Annotated in this window: 13 protein-coding genes and 1 pseudogene; 8 read left to right on the top strand and 6 right to left on the bottom strand. The window is 54.6% G+C overall.

Annotated elements, in window-relative coordinates; translation table 11 throughout:
* Nucleotides 1-1,427 precede the first annotated feature (1,427 nt).
* From ONZ54_RS13260 to ONZ54_RS13250, 3 genes and pseudogenes are all read right to left on the bottom strand, one after another.
* A pseudogene (locus tag ONZ54_RS13260) lies at nucleotides 1,428-1,846 on the bottom strand (IS30 family transposase); the annotation flags it as partial.
* 94 nt (nucleotides 1,847-1,940) lie between these two features.
* Entirely contained in the window at nucleotides 1,941-3,782 is a 1,842-nt protein-coding gene (locus ONZ54_RS13255; protein WP_334312706.1) for an ATP-binding protein, read from the bottom strand.
* An 8-nt stretch (nucleotides 3,783-3,790) separates the two neighbouring features.
* The gene (locus ONZ54_RS13250; RefSeq protein WP_265461425.1) at nucleotides 3,791-4,282 is read right to left on the bottom strand and encodes a putative pterin-binding protein; all 492 of its coding nucleotides are present in this window, start codon (nucleotides 4,280-4,282) and stop codon (nucleotides 3,791-3,793) included.
* 338 nt (nucleotides 4,283-4,620) lie between these two features.
* Between ONZ54_RS13250 and ONZ54_RS13245 the strand changes: the two genes are divergently transcribed.
* From ONZ54_RS13245 to ONZ54_RS13220, 6 genes are all read left to right on the top strand, one after another.
* Complete coding sequence (locus ONZ54_RS13245) at nucleotides 4,621-4,971, top strand: STAS domain-containing protein (protein WP_159166222.1); 351 nt, start codon at nucleotides 4,621-4,623, stop codon at nucleotides 4,969-4,971.
* A 74-nt stretch (nucleotides 4,972-5,045) separates the two neighbouring features.
* Entirely contained in the window at nucleotides 5,046-5,384 is a 339-nt protein-coding gene (locus ONZ54_RS13240; RefSeq protein ID WP_271786397.1) for a hypothetical protein, read from the top strand.
* Nucleotides 5,385-5,402: 18 nt separating this feature from the next.
* Nucleotides 5,403-7,508 (top strand): SLBB domain-containing protein, encoded by a 2,106-nt coding sequence (locus tag ONZ54_RS13235; RefSeq protein ID WP_271786396.1) that lies wholly within the window; start codon nucleotides 5,403-5,405, stop codon nucleotides 7,506-7,508.
* A gap of 1 nt (nucleotide 7,509) precedes the next feature.
* Complete coding sequence (locus tag ONZ54_RS13230) at nucleotides 7,510-8,178, top strand: P-loop NTPase family protein (RefSeq protein WP_271786395.1); 669 nt, start codon at nucleotides 7,510-7,512, stop codon at nucleotides 8,176-8,178.
* A 23-nt stretch (nucleotides 8,179-8,201) separates the two neighbouring features.
* The gene (locus ONZ54_RS13225) at nucleotides 8,202-9,692 is read left to right on the top strand and encodes a SpoIIE family protein phosphatase (RefSeq protein WP_271786394.1); all 1,491 of its coding nucleotides are present in this window, start codon (nucleotides 8,202-8,204) and stop codon (nucleotides 9,690-9,692) included.
* 85 nt (nucleotides 9,693-9,777) lie between these two features.
* Nucleotides 9,778-10,779, top strand: a complete 1,002-nt coding sequence (locus tag ONZ54_RS13220; RefSeq protein WP_271786393.1) for a glycosyltransferase family 4 protein — start codon at nucleotides 9,778-9,780, stop codon at nucleotides 10,777-10,779.
* 260 nt (nucleotides 10,780-11,039) lie between these two features.
* Here the strand turns inward: ONZ54_RS13220 and ONZ54_RS13215 are convergent, their stop codons facing one another.
* From ONZ54_RS13215 to ONZ54_RS13205, 3 genes are read right to left on the bottom strand one after another with little or no spacing between them, the layout of a single operon-like run.
* Complete coding sequence (locus tag ONZ54_RS13215) at nucleotides 11,040-11,675, bottom strand: sugar transferase (protein ID WP_159166226.1); 636 nt, start codon at nucleotides 11,673-11,675, stop codon at nucleotides 11,040-11,042.
* Nucleotides 11,672-12,865, bottom strand: a complete 1,194-nt coding sequence (locus ONZ54_RS13210; RefSeq protein ID WP_271786392.1) for a glycosyltransferase family 2 protein — start codon at nucleotides 12,863-12,865, stop codon at nucleotides 11,672-11,674. Before ONZ54_RS13210 ends, ONZ54_RS13215 begins: the two co-directional genes overlap by 4 nt.
* A gap of 31 nt (nucleotides 12,866-12,896) precedes the next feature.
* Entirely contained in the window at nucleotides 12,897-14,036 is a 1,140-nt protein-coding gene (locus tag ONZ54_RS13205) for a glycosyltransferase (RefSeq protein ID WP_271786391.1), read from the bottom strand.
* 157 nt (nucleotides 14,037-14,193) lie between these two features.
* Here ONZ54_RS13205 and ONZ54_RS13200 point away from each other — a divergent pair, with 157 nt between their 5' ends.
* Both ONZ54_RS13200 and ONZ54_RS13195 read left to right on the top strand, forming a co-directional pair.
* The gene (locus ONZ54_RS13200) at nucleotides 14,194-15,609 is read left to right on the top strand and encodes a GumC family protein (protein ID WP_271786390.1); all 1,416 of its coding nucleotides are present in this window, start codon (nucleotides 14,194-14,196) and stop codon (nucleotides 15,607-15,609) included.
* A gap of 359 nt (nucleotides 15,610-15,968) precedes the next feature.
* Nucleotides 15,969-16,610, top strand: a complete 642-nt coding sequence (locus ONZ54_RS13195; RefSeq protein WP_271786389.1) for a hypothetical protein — start codon at nucleotides 15,969-15,971, stop codon at nucleotides 16,608-16,610.
* Nucleotides 16,611-16,702: the final 92 nt, after the last annotated feature.

Here is a 16,702-nt window from a genome sequence, read left to right as displayed (position 1 = left end):
AGAGTTCGCCAAGTTGAACAGGTCTAGATAGTGTGTTCACGGGAATTCAGCATTGATGAGTGCTGTGTCTATTTTCGATACTCATATTCTGTTTTCTTCATATTTTAATTCAAGATTAAAATAGAGGCCGCATTTATATGTTATCAACAGTGTTATTTTGATACCTACTATAAGTATTAATCTGATAGCTAACTAAAATAGTTAGCTACAGGGTGATGATAAATAAAGAGATCTGAACCATCACTTAATATTTTCAATATGGTTCTCTAAATGGGTAATTTTCATCCTGAGATACAGATACAGATACAGATACAGATACAGATACAGATACAGATACAGATACAGATACAGATACAGATGTAAATGAAGATCAGGATGAAAAGATGTTTTTTTGAGCATCGATCAAGGTAGCGTCGAAGACTTCATAATATGCATAAAAAAGCATCCACGATAAAGGGTTCGTTTGAGGCTCAGCAAGGTGTCCTGGTTATAATTAATGGTATCCCATTGTACTATCGTTGAACAATGCTTGGAGGTGAGTGTTGGAGTGGCTTATTTTGCATAAACATCCACTAAAATCTCATTTTTAATGGGTTTCGTGAATTGTCTGTGTAGCAAGCCGGTTCAGCAAGGCGTTGTGTAGAAGTGTCTGCCACCATATGGCAGCGCCAAATGTTCATTGCCATATAGTGGCACGGATTTTTGACATTGAGATAGTAGTTTTGCTAGCTTAATGCTTTGTTTTTTAAAGAAATATTATTTAATGGTTAGGGTTTGTGTACATGATAAAACCATAGCGATTTGCATGCAAAAATCTGGAAAAGTCTCCGATAAAAATTGCCATAATATGGCAATGGCCTCGCTATATGCCATCAAGCAAGGCTTGTCATTAACTTGCATGGAGGATGGTGTTTTAATGGTGGTAGCTTGGTTTGTTGATGTCGCTTGCTGCACAACAGTTTGTTGAAACAGGGCGTGATATAGATTTTTTTATGCGTCTGCATTGTGTTAATTTTTAAGAGAGAAATTCTACGAAAACGAGAGATAACAACTTTTATTTTAATAATGGGTCTAAGGTCGCTTGGGAGTTAGATAGCAATCGATTTGCTATTTATTTAGAGCGAGTTTCTTTACTGATAATGGCGAAAGAAAAAGCAACTCAGAGCGTGGCAACTCTGTCTTTTTCAATGTTTTTGGTGGGGATTGCCATGTGTAACTTAATAGTTTTTAACTGCTGCGAGGATAAGTTAACGTCACGGAAGATCTCATTCATAATATTGCATCTAAATAATTTAAAACTGCATGGGAACACAGAGGGTAATAGTAAGCGCTCAGCATTCGTTGTATCTTAACTTGCCAAATAAATAGTAGTGAGTTCGGCGGCTAAGCTGTGGATTAAGCTCTGAAGTTCAATGCCAGATTAAAAATCAGGTATCTTCGAACAATTTCTCAAAAACGATCTGAGGTTGTCTGAACTCCAGACATTTACGGAGCTTTGTGTTAAGCCTTTTTTCGAATCCTGAAAGTACCTTCTTTGTCACCAATCTCAAATAATTATCTTTGGGCACATACTGCCGCAGCAAGCCATAACTGTTCTCATTTTTGCCTCGCTCTCATGAACAATAGGGGGGGGCAAAATAGATCTGTACCATCAGCTCTGCGGACACCTGCTCGTGTTCAACAACCTCGGTTCCATTGTCGACAGTAATCGTATGAACATGCTGATAATGGCGTCAGCCACCGCATTGGCCGTCTTGTTGTGAACATATATCATCAGATGGAACCTGCTTTTACGCTCTACCAAATTGACGATGGTGCCTATGCCTTGTTTGCCCAGGACGGTATCATAACCCCTTGGTCAACTGCTGGTATTTTATTATGTATCAGTTTTTCTTTGGCAAGAAGAAGCGTACAAAAATAGGCAGTTGACCTCATCTCGCCTATGTACCATGGGCATTGCACTTATTATCTGAACTCACGTAGTTATGTCTTATTAACTCGTTAGACATGCTTTTATTTATTTCATTGACAAGCGTTTCTTTATTTATAGGTTTGGTGATATATCCATTCATACCATGGGACAGATAGTATTGCTTGGATTCGGGCATCGCATCAGCCGTCAGTGCAATGATGGGAATATGTGCCCACTGCATCTGAGAGGTGCGGATCCGGGTGGTTGCCACCAGTCCATCCATCACTGGCATCTGGACATCCATCAAGACCAGATCAAAGGCTGTGTGACCCAGTTTTTCCAGCGCCTCTTCACCCTGAACGGCCAGTGTGACGTGATGGCCCACGGAATCGAGCATGGCGCCGATCACCTTGCGGTTGGTGGCATTGTCATCAACCAGCAAGATGCGATAGCTTTCCTGATCCATCGGTTTGTATGGCAGGCAAACAATCGATGGGGTCGTGGCTCTGGTGGGCCAGATATAGGTAAAGGTACTGCCATGCCCTTCGTTGCTTTCTACCGAGATATCACCGCCCATCAAGCGCGCTAGGTTACGTGATATTTCAAGACCCAAGCCCGACCCACCATATTGGCGGGTGATAGACACATCCGCCTGGGCGAAACGTTGAAACAGGTTCTTCAGCTGATTTTTGCTCATGCCGATCCCGGTGTCTTGAATCGAGATGCGTACCGAGTGGCGATCCTGCTCTAACAGGGTGCTATCAACGTGGATCTTGACTTCACCCTGATGGGTAAACTTGATGGCGTTGCTCACCAGATTGAAGAGGATCTGGCGCACTCTCAGCGGGTCGATCATCAACCACCCCGGCGTATCGGGGGCAACGGTCAGGGTCAGCTTGATCCCTTTTGCATCGCAGTTGCTCTGCATCAGGGCCCGAATATCCTCCAACAGCTGGGGCAAGTGATGGGGGATCAGTTGCAGCTCGATCTTGCCCTCTTCCAGTTTTGATACATCCAGAATGTCGTTGAGCAGGCCTAATAGATGGTTAGCCGATTCGCGTGCCGTCTCTAGGTAGTCTCGCTCCCTCGGATCCATATCCCTGTCGGCCAGCAGTGAGAGCATGCCGAGAATGCCATTCATGGGGGTGCGAATCTCATGGCTCATGTTGGCCAAAAAGCTGCTTTTTGCTCTTGTGCCAGCCTCTGCCGCCTGGTTTGCTCTGAGCAGTTTGTCATTGAGTTGCTGCATCAGTTTGTGTTGTAGAAACGAGATATTCATTTGCCGCCAGATCAGCAGGGCGAGCACAAAGAGCAGGGCAAATTGCAAGGTCGCGATGAGTGTCGTCGTGATGATCTGCTCTCTTACGCTGTCGCGGCGGGCCACATCAAACAAGGTTGCCTGCTGGTTGACCTCCAGGGTCAGCTGATGTAGCAGGGGGAGCAGCGAAGCGAGCTGTTGGCGCAGCTCTTGATGGGCCAGCGTGTCCAGCGGCTTGGTGGCATTGGGGCCGAGCCAGATATCAGCCAGAGAGATGTAGGAGCGAATGGCTTTGCTTGCCTGCTGGTAGATCTCTGTTTGCTGAAGCAGGCTGCGATCCTTGCTCTCCAGCACCAGATCCATGCGACTGACCAGGATATCGTATCTCAGCTGAAACGCTGGTTGTGACTCATGGAGCAACGAGCTTTGAAAGCGTAACGCTTCGTTATAGAGCTGGAAATAGTTCCACATCACGTTGTCTTCGCCCTGGCTGGTGCTGCGTTGCAGATCCTGAAATTGCCGGTACTGGATGGTACCAATACCGGCAAAGGCCAGGAGCAGTACGCAGAGCACCACAAACAAGAAACGTTGACTGGCCGCCATGGAACGCATGATGAGATCTACTCCACTTTTATCGCACTGATCTGCCAGATAGCCCGGCCGTAATAGAGCTTGTTTTGCAGTTCGGGATATTGATCGAACGGATAGACAAGGAACAGGGGGCCTTTGTCGCGCACTGACAGTGGCTTGCCATTCATCGTGCGGGCTAGGATGACCTGATACTGCTCGGCATCGCTTGCCGGCACCTGTACCGAATAGTCATTCAGCGCGGTAATGGTGAGCTGTTTGCCGGTTGCCCCGACTTTGGCCAACACATCTTGCAGCAGGGGGCCGCGAAAGGTTTTGGCTTCGTCATACCAGGGGGTATGGGTTTTGATTTCGTGTACCGGCAATTGATCCAGCATGGCGCTGTCCCACAGGGCCAGGGCCTGATGTGTGGGGCTGCTGATGGCGCCTTCTACCTTCAATACTGCGCTGTCAGGCGAAGGTGCTGCGTGTGCTGCACCACAAAGGGCTGCCAGCAGCGGTGCAATATAAAGGCCTGCTTTCATGATGTCTCCTTCCTGGAATAAAGCGGCATGCGTGCCGAGCGAACGTTGGCTTGTGAGGTGTTTCCAGAGACAAGCAATAATCGGGCCCGGTGCAATGATCGCTAATTATCCGCTTTTTAGCCGGTTACCTGGTTACTTCGGATAAGGTGAGTTGCAGTTTGCAACATTTGGCATGTTTTATTTGCAATTTGGCAACAAAAATGAGGTGTTGGGGTAGGTAAACAAGGCGCAAAGAGTATCATTTGGAGAACAAGCACAGTGGTGCTTCTCGGCATAACATTTGCAGCGTGGTGGATGCAGTAACAGCGCAGAGTCTTAGAATCGACAAGGAGCTAGCGATGGAAAGCATGACTTACACCCTTAATGATACCCAAGTTGTGGTACTGGAAAACGAGTTTGACGCGATGGCCGTCAGTGAGCTCCGCCCGTTGTTTGAAACCCTCTCGACCCACCCAGGAGATATCCTGGCTGATATCAGCGATGTCCATTTTATCGACTCGTCAGGTATCGGAGCCTTGGTATTTCTGTATAAAAGATTGATTATGAACGGGCATCAGATGGCGCTTGTGTGTGGCCCTGGCCAACCCCATGACCTTCTTGAAATGCTGCATATCGACAGGGTGATCCCCTGCCATGAGAGCGTCAAAGCCTATATGCGCTCCCGTGGCATGATGGCAGTTGCGTCATGAAGCGGTGGGGTCTCCTGTTCTCTTCCATTGTCCTGTCGGGTTGCGTGCAATGGCCGCCGGAGGGGTATGGTGGCATGTCAGAGGCAAGACCCACCCGTATTCCGGTCAATGAGGATGAACGGCGGGTCTGGTCTCGTTATGATGAGCGTCAGAAGGAACTCGACTTGCAGCTGACGCAATTAAAGCAAGCGAGTCTGCAGGGGTGTATGCCTGCCGAGTTGAAACGACTACAATCTCAACGTATTGATATCGAACGGGATATGCACGGACGGCTCTGGGAAGATGTAGCCTGGCGTCAGACCGTGTTGGCACAATCACTACAACAAGTACGTTTGCGGCTGCAACAGACAACAGCGGATGGCTGTCGTGCTGATTGGTCAGGGCTCCCCTTACGCCAATGGGGGCAGACGTAACAGACGAAAAGGATGTCTATGAAACGGGGCGCTCTCGAAGGATTGATCTGTGTTCTCTTGCTGTTGTTCACCTGCCCGTTACTGGCCTCCACCTTGTTGGCTCCCGGCGATCGGTTGGCCATCGTGCAACCCGGTGAGCCTGCTTTTGATAAGCCTTTCCAGATCAACAAGCAGGGTGAGATTGTACTGCCTGAAGTCGGCAACGTCGTGGTGGGGGGGAAGACCCTACCACAGGCGGATGAGCTGATCCGCACCGCCCTCAAACCTGTTTACAACAACCTCTCTCAATTGACTGTCACCTTGCTGGAGAAGCGGCTGCTGATCAGCGTGATGGGCTATGTCAAAAAACCCGGCAGTTATGATCTTGCGCCCGATGGCAACGTGCAGATGGCCCTCGATGCCGCTGGCGGGCTGGTGCCCGGTGCCCAGCTCAACAATATGCAGGTGCGGCGCGGCAACACGGTCTCGAGCTTTGACTACAAGCGTTATCTCGATACCGGCGATGCCAGCGTCCTGCCGCCATTGCAATCCCTCGATGTGGTGTTCGTGCCAGCTTCTCCGTTGATCGGCAACGTGCAGATCGATTTTGATGCCGCGACGCTGGCAGCAGGGGGCGATGGCGATACCGGCAAGGCGATCAAGGTGTTTGGGGAGGTCAACAGCCCCGGCGCCTTCAGCTTCAAGAGTGGCAACTCCATCGTGGATCTACTGATGCGGGCTGGCGGTGTGACCCGCTTTGCCGGGGTGGAGCGGATCCGGGTGATCAATGGTGATGCCCCCGAACTGTTCGATCTCAAAGCCTACCTAGACTCCGGCAACAACAAGCTGCTGCCCAATCTGGCGCCGGGCGCCACCATCTTCGTGCCTAAGGATGAAGAGCAGATAAAACGGGGGGCGCGCACTATCTATATCATGGGCGAGGTGTTCAAACCCGGTGCCTATGAGGGGCGGGAAGGTGACTCCTTCCTCGATATTCTGGCCAATGCAGGTGGCCCGACCCGCTATGCCGAGAGTCGCCAGATCCGTTTGTTGCGCACCGATGGCACGGTTGAGCCCATCGATCTGCAGGCTTACACCGAAGGCATGAAAAAGGCGCTGCCCCAAGTCAAACCTGGTGACGCCATCTTTGTGCCGGAAAAGACCGATATCAACGAGAAGTCCTGGTTGAAGGTGGCGCCCGGTCGGGCGGTGATGGTGATGGGCGCGGTGCGGATCCCGGGCCGTTATGAATGGTCTGACGAGATGTCGCTGCTGGATCTGATCGCCCACGCCGGTGGCCCCAACGAGCGAGCCGATATCGCCAAGGTGCAGATCCTGACCGCTGAAGGGGGGCAGGCCACGCCGACGCTGTTTGATCTCGACAAGTTCCTCCATCAGGGGGGGGCGCTGGCCAGCCTGCCGAAGATCCGTGCCGGATTCACCATCATGATCCCCGAGCTGCCCACCGATCCCAGTGACAACAAGTCCCAGTGGGTGCGCCAGTCGCCGGACAGCTCCATCTACATCTTCGGTCAGGTCGGGGCGCCAGGTCGCTATGCGTTCAACGAGCAGATGGGCTTTATCGACATTCTGTCGGCAGCCGATGGCCCGACGGCGGCGGCGGATTTACGCAATGTGCGCATCGCCCATCGCAATGGCAGTACGGCCCGGGTCAGCAAGCTCGACCTTGCCATGTACTTTGAAACCGGGGATGAAACCTTGTTGCCCAAGGTACTGCCAGGTGACTCCATCTACCTGCCGGAAAAGAATCGTCCCTGGCTCGATGAGCCCAAGGAGAACACCATTCGGGTGCTGGGGGCGATAGCTCGCCCTGGTCGCTACCGCTTTGACTCCTCCATGACCCTGCTGGATCTGTTGGCTGAGGCGGGAGGCCCGACCAACACCGCCTATATCAAGAAGATTGTGGTGATCAACATGGCCACCAGTGGTCAGGGGGATCAGGCCCGCAGCTTCGATCTCGATGGCTTTGCCAAAGAGCCTGATTTTAGCCAGTTGCCGGTGCTGCGCGCGGGTGACACCGTCTTTATCCCTGACAGCAAGAGCAGCAACTGGGCCATTTTCATGGATGGTATGCGCGACATTCTGACCACGATTTCGGTGGTGGCCCTGGTCGGGACGCTTTGATATGAGCATCCCCATTCAATATCTGGAGCTCGAATCCCTCTACGCGGCGACGGTCGCCCGGGGGATCCGCTCGTTGGCAGTCACCTCGTCGGAAGGGGGAGAGGGGGTGAGCTCCATCTGCGATGCGCTGGCAAGGCGCTCGGAGGCGGATGGGCTGCGCACCCTGCTGGTGGATCTCAATCTCTATCACCCCGGCCGCGCCCCGGCGGTTGCCTGGGGGCCCAATGATGTGCCTGAGCCTGTAGCCAATGGCCGCTCCTTGTCGCTGCTCCCGGCGCCGGGCAAGGATCTGATGGCCTTTCGCAACAAGGATACTTTGCGCCAGCTGCTGGTTCGCTGGCTGGAACATTACGATGTGGTCATCTTCGACACCTCGCCACTCACTGCCCTCAATCGGGGCAATATTCCGGCCGATCAGGTCTGTGGTGCCTGTGAAGGGGCGCTGCTGGTGGTACTGGCCGGGGTGACCCCGACGACAGTGGTGCAAAGTGCAGTAGATAAACTGACTCGTGCCGAAGCCAATCTGATTGGCGCTGTCTATAACGACAAGCTCAACCCGGGGCTGGCCAGCGAGCTCCTGCGTGAACTCAACCGGCTGCCCAGTAACCGGGTGACCGAATGGCTCAAGCGCTGGTGTCGGCGCAGTGCCTTGCTCAATTTCCGGATCTGATCGCCCGCTGATGGAGGCATGATATGGATGACTGGTTGCGATCTGCTCCGGCAACCCTGCAGGCGGTGCGCGAACTGCGCAACCGGCTGGCACAGGGGCTGTCCCTGTTTCAGGTCTCCACGCAGGATCAAGCCAACTGGCTGCTCTGTTTCAGTGAACTGGCTACCAATAGCGTCAAGCACACAGACCCTCCCGCTACCCACCTCTGGCTCACCCTGAAAGCAGATGAAACGGGGTTGAGTTTATTGCTGGAGGATGATGGCGGCCCTCAACCCGGTCTTGCCAGTGCCCCTTTGCCCGATGAGCTACAGGAGGGGGGATACGGGCTGGCGTTGGTGCATCAGCTGTTTGCCGAGGTCCACTTTTCCCGCGAGGGGGCGCGCAATCGCGTGACTCTTCGCCAACACGGCACGGTCAATCAATTGCCGGTTATTGCGGTGATAGACGATGACAAGGTGATGCGAGCACTGCTCACGGCCTATCTCCATGAGCACTACCGGGTTGAAAGTTATGCCGACTCCCATGCGGCCCTGTTGGCGCTGGGGAAGCAGCCCCCCGCACTGGTGCTCTCCGACATAGAGATGGAAGGGATCGATGGCTTTGGGCTACGCCAGCAGTTGATGAAGGATCCCAAGATGAAGGGGGTGCCCTTTATCTTCCTGACCGGTCATCAGGATCAGTGGACCCAGAGTCGGGCGGGGGCTTTGGGGATCGATGATTTTCTGGTCAAACCCATCACCAAACAGGATCTGTTGTTGGCAGTTTCACGGGTGCTGCAACGCTCGATACAGCTCAGGTCGCAATGGGGTGAGCAGCTGGATCAGCGGATGACCTCGGCGCTGCGCCCGTTATTGCCCGCCACCTCGATAGGGGAGTTCCAGCTGGCGTTGCAAACCCGCGCGGCCACCGTGGGGGGCGGGGACTTCCTGCTGGTCAAAGATCGGGTGTTGTGGCTCGGGGATGTGATGGGCCACGATGCGGAAGCCAAGTTTTTTGCCCATGCCTATGCCGGTTATCTGCGTGGCTTGTTGACTGCACACGATCTGGAGCGTGCCCCCGCACGCTTGCTGACCATCTTGTCCAATGCTGTCCACAGTGATCCGCTATTGGGAGCCACCCTGCTCACCACCCTCTGCATCGAGCTCGGGAACGAGGGGCGGGTGCAGTGGGCCAGTGCGGGCCACCCTGCGCCCTGGCTGGTCGGGCCCGGCTCCATTCGTCAGGTCGGCGTGACCGGCCCCTTGCCCGGTTTGCGCCCAGACCCCCATTTCGTGACCAATCAACGTCAGCTCAAGCCCGGCGAGATACTGTTGTTCTGGACTGACGGCTTGCTCGATAGCCGTGATGCCGTGGAGCGTCAGCGCTGGGAGTCGCAGCTCAAGGAGATCTGCCTCACCTCGGGTCCCGGTCTTGAGCAGCTGGCTCATCGTATCGCCCGCTGGTTTGATGAGCGCATCAATGATGCCGCCCTCGACGACATGACCCTCTTGCTGGTTGCCTGTTCAGGATCCTGATTTTTACCCTCTTTGCCTAACTGACTGGCCCGCTCTATGCAGTGTTCAGTCTCAAGTGGCATGGTGCCACGGGAGGAGGGGGCTTATGTTACCTACACATCAGATCTGGCTTGCCATTGATGCGCGTCAGGTCGGCGGGATCGAAGTTCACATCATCCATCTGGCCAACGATCTGCTGGCAAGAGGGCTGTTCCCCACCGTAGTGCTGGTGAGCAACCATGGTATAACCCCCTTTACGATCCTGCTCAAACAGCAGGGTCTGCCGTATGAGGTATGCCACAACAGTCGCGACTTTATGCGCCGTCTGGCCCGCCAGCCTGCCTCAGTATTGCTCCACACCCATGGCTATAAAGCCGGGATCTTGGGGCGTCTGACAGCCTGGTGTACCGGAAAATCGGTGGTGTCCACGTTTCACAGTGGTGACGAGGGAGAAGGATTGCTGAAGTTGTACAGCTGGCTGGATCGTATCACAGCGCGTTTTGCGAAGTGTATTGCAGTCAGTGAGCCGATTGCTCGCAGATTGCCAGTGCCGAGTACGGTGATCAGCAACTTTGTGCCGATGCCTGCGACGCCGGCATCAGTTGCAGGTAACCGGATTGCGTTTGTCGGCCGCCTCTCGCCAGAAAAGGGGCCGGAGGCGTTCTGTCAGCTGGCCGCCTTCTGTCCGGACGGGGAATTTCATCTTTACGGGGATGGCCCCTTGAAGAGCGCTTTGTGGCAGCAGTATGGCGATCGCGTGCAGCTTCATGGCTTTCGAACCATGGCCAATGAGTGGCACAACATAGACCTGCTCTGTATTACCTCACGCTTTGAAGGACTGCCTCTGGTTGCCCTTGAGGCGATGGCACATGGCATCCCAGTTTGTACCTTTGCGGTGGGGGGGTTGGTCAACCTGATTTATCACAAATCAAATGGTTGGCTGGTAGAGCCCGGCCATGTTCGCGACATGGCGGAACTGGTCAATTACTGGCTGCGCAGCGATGAAACGACGCGCAGCAGAATGAGCCTGGCGGCGCGCAACACCATCGCCAGAGGTTACAGCGTAAACAACAGAGTGACCGATATTCTGGCCGTCTACGGGGCCTGAATAACGGGGGATACCCGCTAAAACGAGTGGCCGCTGGCCACTCGTTTTTTATGTGCCGGGGCAGGGGGGATCTGTGATCATGTGATGCTTGGGTTTCTGCGGTTGGTCAAGATGGCATCAATGCCTGCGGATTGATCGCCCACATGATGGCGATCACGCCGTCGCCTCGTGCTTGATCACTGTGGATGCCCTATAAAAAAGGCCATTGCAGTGGCAATGACCGGATAGTAGTTGAGATGTTGCTGACGTCAGCGGCGGGATTAGCGTCCCTTCTTGCCAACCATGATGGCGATCGTCTTGCCTATGATATGCACATCCTGCACCAGCCAGCGCCAGGGGTGGAGCAGCGCGACCGAGTAGGCAAGGTCAAACGCCAGCTTGCTGCGCACATCATCGAGTGACTCGTCGTAGCCCTGATTGACCTGAGCCAGACCTGTGATACCTGGCGCGACCTCATAGGTGCGTTCGATAAAGAAAGGCACCGCATCTTCCAGCCGGTTGGCGATCCCAGGTCGCTCCGGACGGGGGCCGATCAGCGACATCTCCCCCTTGAGCACATTGATAAACTGCGGCAGCTCATCGAGTCGGGTTTTGCGCAGAAAGTCGCCGCTTCGGGTGATCCGGCTGTCCCCTTTGCCGCACCAGACCGGCCCCGTACTCGCTTCGGCGTCGGCGCGCATGGTGCGAAACTTGATCATGAAAAACAGCTCGGTATGGCTGGCGTGGCTGCGCCCGATCCGCAACTGACGAAAGAACACAGGCCCCGGGCTATCGAGCCGGATAGCCAGCATGATCAAGGGCCACAGCGGCAGCGTCAGCAGCAGGCCAAGGCTGGCACCGAGAAGATCCATGCTGCGTTTTACCACCAGGGTCAATCTTGGAATAGGGTGTCTCATGCTGCTTTCTCCTGTGACAGGAAGCGTATGGGGGCTCGCAGGCAGTAGCGCAGGGTGCCAATGCCGTTGTACCAGTGTCCGAGTACCAGATAGTGGATTTTGCGAAACAGGTTGGGCCAGGGGGACATGGGGGTCAGCTGGATCAACATGACCAGCAGATATCCCAGCAGTTGCAGCGCCAGCAGCAGCTGAAACAGCAGGGATTGCGTTGCCAGCGGGATGGCACAGAGCCACAGCAGGGCCAGGCAGAGCGGCATCAACACGCGCAGCCCCTTGCCGCTGGCAAAGTTGAAGGCAACCCAGCCGAATTTGGGGTGTAGCAGGGGCAGTAAGCGCAGCAACTGCTGGGTGTTGCCAGCCCCGATCCGCTTGCGCCGTGTTGCTTCCAGCGCGGCATCCGAAATTTCCAGCTCCAGTGCGGCGCAGCGATTGTCATAGACCGCCCGATAACCCTTCGCGATGGCCTGCATCGGCAAGATAAAGTCGTCGTTGATGGTATCTGCAGCCAGCGGGGTGAGGCACTCCCGGCGCATCATGTAAAACGCTCCGTGGGCACCCAGCATGCCACCAAGGGCTGATTCACAGAGCTTGATCTGGCTTTGATATTGCCAGTAACTCTCCTCGCCCTGGGAGCCGGGTTGCCAGAACCGGTATGCTTCCCCGACTACGCCCACTTTGGGATCGGCAAAATGGGCGACCGCCAGCAGCAGACTGTCGATGGGGAGCAATGCCGAGACATCGGTAAGTGCAACCAGATCACTGTGAACCTGTGTCATGGCCTCGTTGAGCACGGCGACCTTGCCGCGATTGTGACTGTGATCGAACAGGCGGATCTGCAGCTGTTGCAAGGCAGGATCACCGAGTTGGCTGAGTGCAATGGGATAGCTGTTGTCGCGACAGCCGTCGAAGTGCACGTGAACCCACAGCTTGTCGGCGGGGTAATCGAGACTGGCGAGGTTTTGCAACTTGGCCGCCAGGGTTGCCGCCTCGTTGTAAACCGGCATCAGCAGAGTAATGGTCGGCAGCGCCTCATCGCCCGCTTCGGCTTTGAATCCCCGATCCATGGGGCTGGGGTGATTGACCACCTTGCGAGCCCGCCGTCCACCGAATTTGAGCAGCAGGGGATAACCGACATGGTGGTAGACCACCAGTACAGCACATAGCCAGAACACGATAATGGTCCACTCCATGGGATACTCCTCTGGTCACTGGGTCGTTATATCAACGGCTGTAAAGCTGTTGATAGGCTTGAGCCATCTGGCTCAAGCTGCTTTGCTGGCACACAAATTCACGGGTGACGGCTCGCAGGCTATGGCAATGCAGCAACCCTTGTGCCAGAAGCTGGGCGAGGCGAGCTGGATCCCGCTCAGACAAGATGTGGCCACTGGCTTGGCAGACAATTTCTCTGGCCGCGCCCACATCGCTCATCACCACCGGCACCCCGCAGGCTTGGGCTTCCAGCACGCACAGCGGCATGCCTTCTGCCAGCGAGGGCAGGCAGAAGAGATCCAGTCCCTGATAGAAGCGAGGCATATTCTCTACCAGCCCCAGAAAATGAACGCGATGGGCGATCCCCAGTTGCTGACACTGTTGTTGCAACGCATTTTGCAAACTACCGACCCCTGCCAACGCAAGATGCACCTCCTCCGGCAAGGCACGGATCGCCTCCAGCAGCAAGGTATGCCCCTTGACAGACTCAAGGCGAGCGGCGCACCCAATCAATTTGACCTCGTGCGGCAGTCCCATCTCCTGGCGGGCGAGGGCGGCGGCGCCCGGGGCAAAGCGCTGCTCATCGATGCCGTTGGGGATCACGGTTGGCGACAGCTTGCCCAGCCTGGCCAGCAGCTGGTTGGCCACCGGGGTGGCATCGGCCACCAGAATCGGCTTGAAGACGCGCAGCCCCAACAGGGCCAGCATGCGCTGATGGGGATCATCGAGGTACCAGGCATCGTGCTCGGTGTGCACCAGGGTGGGCACCCGAGCCAGCCGACTGGCCAGGCCGCCATAGAGCATGGGCCCCAGATGGTGGGTATGCACTGCGTTTGGCTTGAGCTGGTACAGCAGCCGTGTGAGCCGCCAGAGGGTCGCCAGCGACCAGCCTGCGGGTTTTTCAAGGCAGTGAATGTTGCCTGCGAAGGGATGCAGGGCAGGCCACGCCCTCAGCACATCCTCTTTGCGCCCTTCGAGGGAGATGATGTGCACCGGCTGATCGGCAGGGCTCGCCTGAGTGAGGTTGAGCACCATGGTTTCCAGTCCGCCGGGCTGCAGGTGCTGTACGATTTGCACGACAGGTTGAACGATGGGCTGGGCGATGGTGCCCCTGCTGGGATGGGGTCTGTGCGACGGGGTTGATGACAACATGGTTCGTGCTCCGGCAAGGGAAGGGGTGGCACCCCGGATAGCGGGAGAATGCGAATCTTGTACCACTCTTGCGATCTGCTCACAGACGCGATCAGCCCCTGTAGTGGCACTGCCTTTGCATCGTACCGGGGGAGGGCCTTTTTCCGGGAGTGATGCCATGCCTGTCCAGTTCTATTACAACCTCTACATCATTCTCTTTGCCGCCTGGCGCCGTCGCTATCTGCTGGTGATCCCGGTGCTGGTGATGCCGCTGGTAGGGGTGACGGTCGGTCTGCTCACCCCCAAGGAGTTCGAGAGCCGTACCACCTTTATGGTGCCGCAAGATGCCAACCAGACCCCGACCCTCAAGGATCTGATCACGCAAGAGAGCCTCAAAGATCGCTTTGCGGTGCTCGAAGCCTTGCTGCGCAGCCGCTACGTGCTCGATGGGGTAGCGCGGGATCGCGGTCTGGTCAATGACGAAACACCACCGGCCAAGCGTGATGCCATCATGGACTGGCTCTCAGGTGCCGTCTCCCTGCGCCTGATCGGGGACGAGGTAATTGAAATCAAGGTCAGGGCCGATTCGGCAGCCAACAGTGCCGGTTTGCTAGAAGCCATTTCACGGCGCTTTTTCTTCAATCTGCTCAGCAAGGGGCGCCAGTCGGCGGAATCGTCAGAGCGTTTTTTGCAAAGCCAGCTCGACAGTCGCCGCAGTGAACTGCAAGGGGCAGAGCAGCAGCTCGCCGATTTCAAACGGGAGCATGCCAGTGCATTGCCCCAGCAACAGAGTACCAACGTCGCCCGGCTCTATGGCTTGCAAGAGCGGTATGCCGAGAGCCTGCTCACCTTGCAGCAGGCCAGGGCCCGGGTCGATCAGTTATCGCTGGGGCAGGAGAGTCAGCTCGCCCGCCAACTGGATGAGAAGCTGCAGCTGATGCGCACCGAACTGGTGTTGCTGCGGGCCCGTTACAGCGAAGAGCACAGCAAGGTGCAGAGTCTGCGCTATCAGATAGACCAGTTGCAGCAGGAGTTCGAGCAGCTCAAATCCCAACCGGATATGGCGCGGGGGCCCGAGTGGCAGCTGGCCCAGACGCAACTGACCGACGCAGAGCAAAACGCCGTCGGCTTGAAGACCCAGCTGGATGGACTGGACAAGGTGGTCGATTCCCAGGGTGATACCGAACGCCAGCTCGCCGAACTGGAGCGGGATCTAGCAGTCAAGCGCACCCTCTATCAGGACTTGCTGCTGCGTTATGAGAAGGCCAAAGTGACTGGCGATCTGGGCAATTTTGAGCAAGGGGAGCGGATCAAGGTGATCGACAAACCCTTTGCCCCCAGCAAACCGAGCAACTACCCGCTCTGGCTGTTTCTGCTGGCGGGCATTGTTGGCGGACTGGGGCTCGGCTGCGGTCTGGCGCTGGTGGCCGAACTGGCGGATGCCAGCCTGCGCCGCTCCGATCAACTGGCCGCCCTGGTCAAGGCACCGGTGCTAAGCCGTATTCCCTACTGCGAGCCGGTGCCGGACTATCCATCCCACAGTGATCAGGCGCTGGATGGGCAGGTGCTGCCCCTGGCACCTGAGCCGGGTTGATCGCCGCAAAAGCTGGCTACCGCCCTGAACCTGAATATTTCTGAAAAGGCCTTGTGATAAGGCCTTTTTTATATCGTGCAGATGGCTGGGTAAAAATCGCGGCAGGCCCATAAAAGAGGATAGCGACAGCATTTTCTATTTCCGTTTCTTGACTGTGATTTTACCCAGTGATACAAGTGGAGCTGGCTTAAAGCGTTGATAATACACTGATAAATCATAATTTTGTTGTTAATGCATTGACTTTTAAATGATTTATTGGTTGTGATGATGAGTGGTTGGGTGTTAGATGGAATGCGTTACTAACAAATTAATAGTAGCCTTCCATCTAATTACTGTTATGTTTCAGAACGGGGTTTGGCGTGAAACCGGAAATAATAAATGGTTTTTTTGCTTTAGGTGGTGCATTGATTGGTGTGCTTGGCTCTTGGATAATAGCTCGAGTTAACAAAGAGAAACAAAGAATCACATTGCTAGTTTCACCCTGCTCAAAGTTACTAGATGTTGGAGATCTTGCAAAATCCGATGTACAAATTACTTATCGTAACACAATAATTTCAGATCTATCAGCAGGAGAGTTTGCAGCTCAAAATACTGGTACGAAACCCCTAGAGAATATTGAGATAAATGTTATACCTAACATCGCATCACCAGTGCTTGATTTTGATGTTTCATCGTTAAATTTTTCAGCAGAAGATGATTTTATTGGCATTGAAAAAGACACTGACGGTCGGTACAAAGTGATTATTCGTTACCTTAACCCAAAAGATCGAGCGGTGTTTAACTACCGGGTTGGTGGTACGGGATCTCCAGAAATATCAGTAAGGCAGCTTGGGCTTGATGTACAAGTTCGCCAAGAGTCAATAAGTGGCATACCAGATGTACATATGGAATTGTTTTTTGGAATAATTGAGAAAATCCCTCTTCCCGGCTACTCATGGTTATTATCACGTATGAATAAGCCATATAGACTATATTTAGAGGCAAAACGAAAAGAAACATAGAAAACTGTTTAAGAGTGATTGGGAACGCGTAGCTTTTTTTGGTTTGCATTGGCTTAAGCGGTTAAGGTGGCATGCGGCAGCATCGGTATTAC

This window comes from Aeromonas salmonicida (assembly GCF_028355655.1).
In the GTDB taxonomy this organism is placed as follows: domain Bacteria; phylum Pseudomonadota; class Gammaproteobacteria; order Enterobacterales; family Aeromonadaceae; genus Aeromonas; species Aeromonas salmonicida.
This window is presented reverse-complemented; position numbering and strand designations above follow the sequence as displayed.